At 60.9% G+C, this 5,631-nt stretch carries 5 protein-coding genes and 2 pseudogenes; 5 read left to right on the plus strand and 2 right to left on the minus strand.

Annotated elements, in window-relative coordinates; all coding sequences use genetic code 11:
* Together ENZ74_RS19740 and ENZ74_RS19745 are read right to left on the minus strand one after the other, a co-directional pair.
* Nucleotides 1-407 (minus strand): annotated as a pseudogene (locus tag ENZ74_RS19740) (choline ABC transporter permease subunit); the annotation flags it as partial.
* A 134-nt stretch (nucleotides 408-541) separates the two neighbouring features.
* A complete protein-coding gene (locus ENZ74_RS19745) occupies nucleotides 542-1,477 on the minus strand; it encodes a choline ABC transporter substrate-binding protein (RefSeq protein WP_013529956.1) in 936 nt (311 codons plus the stop codon).
* A 237-nt stretch (nucleotides 1,478-1,714) separates the two neighbouring features.
* Between ENZ74_RS19745 and ENZ74_RS19750 the strand changes: the two genes are divergently transcribed.
* The 5 genes and pseudogenes from ENZ74_RS19750 to ENZ74_RS19770 form a co-directional block, all read left to right on the plus strand.
* Entirely contained in the window at nucleotides 1,715-2,326 is a 612-nt protein-coding gene (locus ENZ74_RS19750; protein WP_013529955.1) for a thymidine kinase, read from the plus strand.
* Between the two features lie 89 nt (nucleotides 2,327-2,415).
* The gene (locus tag ENZ74_RS19755; RefSeq protein ID WP_063168854.1) at nucleotides 2,416-2,805 is read left to right on the plus strand and encodes a cytochrome c family protein; all 390 of its coding nucleotides are present in this window, start codon (nucleotides 2,416-2,418) and stop codon (nucleotides 2,803-2,805) included.
* A gap of 311 nt (nucleotides 2,806-3,116) precedes the next feature.
* Entirely contained in the window at nucleotides 3,117-4,205 is a 1,089-nt protein-coding gene (locus ENZ74_RS19760; protein ID WP_127312938.1) for a hypothetical protein, read from the plus strand.
* Nucleotides 4,206-4,236: 31 nt separating this feature from the next.
* On the plus strand, nucleotides 4,237-5,382 hold the full coding sequence (locus ENZ74_RS19765; protein ID WP_063168855.1) for a hypothetical protein: 1,146 nt from the start codon (nucleotides 4,237-4,239) through the stop codon (nucleotides 5,380-5,382).
* A 24-nt stretch (nucleotides 5,383-5,406) separates the two neighbouring features.
* Nucleotides 5,407-5,631, plus strand: a pseudogene (locus tag ENZ74_RS19770) (AAA family ATPase); the annotation flags it as partial.

A 5,631-nucleotide genomic window follows, 5' to 3' on the forward strand; every position in this document is an offset into this window, starting at 1 on the left:
AGCACCGGCAGCATGACGCGGTAGACCTTCGGCTTGTGCGCTGCCCAGATGCCGAGCGGCACGCCGATGGCCATGGCCATGGCAGCGGCCGCGACGACCAGCACCAGCGTCTGCACCGTCTGCTTCCAAAGGTTCTGGTTGATGATGAAGATCAGGCCGAGAAAGACGCCGATGGCAAGCGGTCGCGAGCGTTGCAGCAGCCAGGCGACAACGGCGATGACCAGCGCCAGCAGCACCGGCGGCACCATCAAGAGGATGCCGACCAGCCCGTCGAGCAGGAAATTGAGGCCATTCGAAAAGGCCCTGAACACAGTGTCGAAATTGTCGGTGAGGAAACCGAAGAAGGCCTTTCCCCAGGCGCCGATCGGAATCTTGTGATCGACCATGAATTTCGAAATCGGATCCATATCGCCCCTCTCGTGCAGGAGACCGCCCTGCCCCTCGGCCTCGGCCGTCGTCATCTTGTCACAGGATATGAAAAAGGGCAGCCTTTTCTAAGATGGCTGCCCTTCCTGGTTCGGCTTTGCCGAATTCAGTCGGCTCAGCTTCCGAGCGCGGTCTTGATGGCGGCGGCAGCGTCACCGCCGTCGAAGGTGGTCACGCCGGCTATCCACGGGGCAACGGCATCCGGGTGCTTCTTCAGCCAGTCGGTTGCAACCGTATTGGCGTCGCCGCCCTTGAGGATCGCGTCCATCATCTCGCCTTCCATGTCCAGGTTGAACTTCAGGTTGGCGATGAACTTGCCGGCGTTCGGGCATTCGGTGGTGTAGCCCTTGCGCACATTGGTGTAGACGGTGGCGGCGCCGAAGCCGCTGTCGCCCATGCCGTCGAGATAGGTGATCTTCATGGCGCCCATCACCGGATGCGGCGTCCAGCCGAGGAAGGCGATCCATTCATTGTTCTTCATCGACTGCTCGGCCTGCGTCAGCATGCCGGCTTCCGAGGATTCGACCAGCTCGAAGCCTTCGAGATTGTCCTTCGGGTTCTTGATCATGTCGAGGATGATGCGGTTGCCGTCATTGCCGGCCTCGATGCCATAGATCTTGCCGTTGAACTTGTCCTTGAACTTGCCGATATCGGTCAGCGATTTGACGCCGGCGTCGGCGACATAGGTCGGCACGACGATGCCGTAGCCGGCGCCGGTCAGGTTGGTGCTGATCGTCTCGACCGAACCGTCGGCTGTATAGTCCTTGATGTCGTTGGTCATCGACGGCATCCAGTTGCCGAGGAACACGTCGAGATCCTTGTTCTTCAGCGACGCCATGGTCACCGGCACCGACAGCTGGATCGTTTGCGGCTCATAGCCGAGCGCGGTCAGCAGCACGGAGGCGACGCCGGTCGTCGCCTGGATGTCGGTCCAGCCGACGTCGGAAAGGCGCACCGCCTTGCAGCTTGCCGGATCACCGGCGTAGGCAGCGCTGGTTGACAAAAAAGCCGCCAGGCCGAGGCCGGCGACGAAAGAGTTCATACGCGACATAGACAGTCTCCCATTGTGATTCTTTGGCGAAGCGTAGCTACGGTTTCTATGCCCGCCTTGTTTCGTCAGCCAAACACCATTCTGGTGTGGTTTCAAGCATTAAGACAATCACGATCAACGGCGCGGGCTGGCCAATCAGCGACACATCAGGCGCTTTTGTCTGGCCAGCCGGCTTTTTCAGGGGAATGCCGCTCTGGCCCCTCCCCGTGTCAGGCCAAGTCGGCTTAAAAGAGCGGCATGGCCAAGCTTTACTTCCACTACGCGACGATGAACGCCGGCAAGACGACGATGCTCTTGCAGGCCTCTTACAATTACCGCGAGCGCGGCATGGGCACGATGCTGTTCGTCGCCGGCCACTACCGCAAGGGCGATACAGGCCTGATCTCGTCGCGCATAGGCCTGGAGACGGAAGCCGAGATGTTTCGCGACGGCGACGATCTGTTCGCCCGCGTCGCCGCTCATCACGCGCATACGTCGGTGCATTGCGTCTTCGTCGACGAGGCGCAGTTCCTCGAGGAAGAGCAGGTCTGGCAGCTCGCCCGCATCGCCGACCGGCTGAACATCCCGGTCATGTGCTACGGCCTGCGCACCGATTTCCAGGGCAAGCTGTTTTCCGGCTCGCGCGCGCTGCTGGCCATCGCCGACGATTTGCGCGAAGTGCGCACCATCTGCCGATGCGGCCGCAAGGCGACGATGGTCGTGCGCCTCGGCCCCGATGGCAAGGTGGCGCGCCAGGGCGAGCAGGTGGCGATCGGCAAGGACGTCTATGTCTCGCTCTGCCGCCGCCACTGGGAGGAAGAGATGGGCCGCGCCGCGCCAGACGACTTCATCGGCTTTATCAAGGGCTGACGGTCGGCGGCCTTGACCCCGGCCCGATGCAGCGTTTCTTAAGGCCTCGGTACTATAACGCAGCCAGCCAGAGCTCCCCGGGGTCAGCCATGCTTCGAGACGCTTCGTTCGCCAGTATCCTTCTCCTTGCCAGCTCGCTCGTAGCCCATGCCGGCGGTGATCCTGCCCTGGGCAAGAAGGTCTTCAACCGATGCATGGCCTGCCATGACGCAGCCACCGACCGCGACAAGGTCGGTCCGCATCTGTTGGGCGTCGTTGGCCGCACCGCCGGCAGCGCAGAGAGCTTTCTTGGCCACTATTCCGAGGCGATGAAGAGTGCCGGCGCCGCCGGCCTGGTCTGGGATGAAGCCAATCTCGCCGAGTATCTCAAGGCCCCAAAGCTGAAGGTGCCGGGCAACAAGATGGCCTTCGGCGGCCTGACCAATGACGACGACATCGCCAATGTCATCGCCTATCTGAAGGCCGATCCCAAGCCTTGATCCGCTGTTCATCAGCTCTGTAAAACCGGCTTTCCCCTCGCATATCGCGGCCGCGATTGCTTCAGTCGTTTGCCGAATACAAAGGCATCCGTGCGCCCTCGGCTTGCCGCATGAAAGTTCAATGACAGCTGAACTACGGCTGGCAGGCAAGCTAATCACGCCAGGCCCCCGCCTTCACTGGTTTTCAAGACCCTGATGGATTCTTTTGTTTTCACGCCGCCCTTGTTGTCACGTCTTTCAATCCCCCGATGCCCCACATATATTCGCCGCTGTTCGCGACCAGCGACGTCATGCCGAAGCGGGAGGCCCCAATGGCGACATTGCAGAATTTCGACGCCGAAATTGCCAAGACCAAGCAGGTCGTGCAGGACATGCGCTCCAAGATCGAGCAGTCCGGCACCATGCTTGATACGCTCGCCACATCGGACAAGAAGATCGGCGACGCCAATTTCGACCTCGAGAACGCCCGCATCGAGGATGTGCTGAAGCAGCAAAAGGTGATGGAAGGCAACATTGCCGACCTGATCATCGGCCTGGAGGACGCCACCAACGTCTTCGGCTCCGAGTTCGAGAGCATGAAGAACTACACCGGCTGGGAAAAATTCATCGGTATCTTCGCCAGCCAGAGCAAGCAGCGCATGCGCACCGACCGCGTCCGCAACATGTCGCTGGCGGGCAATCTGCAGGAATTGCTGGTCAAATCCGACACCATCGTCGGCATATTGAAGGCGCAGAAAGAGGTCCTCGACCAGCGCTACAAGACCTCGGAAACCAGCCTGTCGCAGGTGATCGAGCGCCGCAAGACCACCATGACCAACCTCGAAGCCGTGCAGAAGCGCATCGAGGAGCTCAACCCGATGCTGCTCGACATCGAAAACAAGATCGCCGCTTCGACCAGCCAGAAGGACCGCACGCAGCTCGAAGGCGAACGCTCCAAGCTGGCGACGGAATACAACGAAAAGCAGGCCAAGGAGCAGGAGCTGCTGGCCGAGAGCCAGACGCTCGAGCGCTACACCTCGATGTTCCAGACCTTCGTCGATTCGCTCAACAACCAGATCGCCGCGCAATCGACGCTGATCAACAAGCTGACCATCGATACCGAGCAGCGCATCGTGCTCTACAAGGCGCTGGAAGATTCGCTGAAGACCGCCGCCCAGCAGGACGTCGCCCACAAGATCAACACGCTGGGCAGCCAGGTCGACAACACCGCCGAGGAAACCATGGCCGGCATCGGTGCTGCTTCGCAAAAACACATCGGCGACCTACTCGAGATGCACGAGAAGAACATGGTCGCCACCGCCGACATCCAGCGCCGCAAGAAGCTGGCCGACGATGCCTTTGCCCGCCGCTTCGACGAGGTGCTGAAGAAGCACAATTCGGCAAACTACGTGCAGTCTTAGGGGTGATAGGACTGCCCGCGAGCGCACAGGCATGACCCCCGAAAACGAAGCGGCGGCACGATATTTCTCCGCCATCACGGCCGCGCTGAGCGGCCTTGAAGTGTTCATGCGCGACGATCGCTCGCCGCTTTACCGGCACGGCATCGTCGCCAAGATCGTCGCCGAATACATCGCCCGGCTCGACAAGTCGTTTTCCTGCTGGCGCAACCGGCTGGGCTTCATGGACACGTTCCGCATTTCGCGGGCCGAAAGCGGATTCCCGGTGTTCCAGAACCTGCTCGAACTGGAAAACGACCGCCGCCAGGCCGACGCGCGGCTTGCCAACATCCCGCTCGCCGGCGAATTGCGCGAGGAAATGGCCGACTTCATCCTGCGCCACAAGGAATTCCCCGAGGCGCTGCAGAAGTCGATGGCCGAGCGGCTCTATCTCGAGGACGTGAAAAGCGAGAACACCTTCGGTTCCTTCACGCTGGCGCAAACCGCCAAGGTCTCGGTCAATCCGAAGACGGGACGGCCCTATTATCTCGTCCATTGGGCGACGTTCGACGGCAGCGCCAACCTGCCTCTGGTCTACATGGTGACGGTGGAGGATTCTTCCGACGCGATGATCCGCCAGCTTGTCGACAGGAACGGCAAACTCAACGAGACGGTCGACATTCCGCTGCCGGTCGACGGCCTGCTCAATCCCGAGCTTGCCCATCGTTTCGACGATTTCACCGAGAAGAACTCCGCCTATACGCTGTCGCCGGCGACCATCGCGGTCAACCTCGACAAGGATTTCGAACCGCTGCACCCCAAGCAGCTGCGCCGCGTCGTGCTCGGCCCGTTCTATTCGGTGGGGATTACCGACAACAATTCGACGGTGACCGAGGTTCTGGCCAAGGTGCGCAAGCCGCAAAATGCCTGGCTTTTGACCTGGACGATCCAGGAGGTCTATTCCAAGAGCGAGAAACCCGGCCGCAAGGGCCTGTTTTCGAGTGAGAAGACAACGCAGGAATTCTTCATCAACACTGATGATCTGGAAGCCGCGCGTCAGGGCGTGTCGAGCTATGAAAACCATGCGCTGATTCCGCACGAGGCCTATCAGGCACTCTACGCCGCCGGCGAAGCACAGAAGATTTTTGCCGGCTACAAGGTTCATATCCTGTCCAACGGACAGGTCATCTCAGACGTCTGACCGTCACACCACGGAGCACCCTTCATGGATACCGGCCTGACCACCATTCCGGAAGCCGCCATCGAGAAGCACCGCGCCACCGCGCAGAGCTTCATCACCCGCATCGTCGTGCTGGAGGACCCGTCACGGGAGTCCGGCACCGCGCTTGCCGGCACCAACCGCCGCTTCGTCTCGACCGTCTCGGTCGGCTCGGTGCGTCGCACGCGCGAGGTCGAGCTGGCCAAGACCGTCGGCGCCGTTCATCTCGAC

Origin of the sequence: Mesorhizobium sp. M7A.F.Ca.CA.002.15.2.1, from assembly GCF_003998715.1 — a bacterium.
In the GTDB taxonomy this organism is placed as follows: domain Bacteria; phylum Pseudomonadota; class Alphaproteobacteria; order Rhizobiales; family Rhizobiaceae; genus Mesorhizobium; species Mesorhizobium ciceri.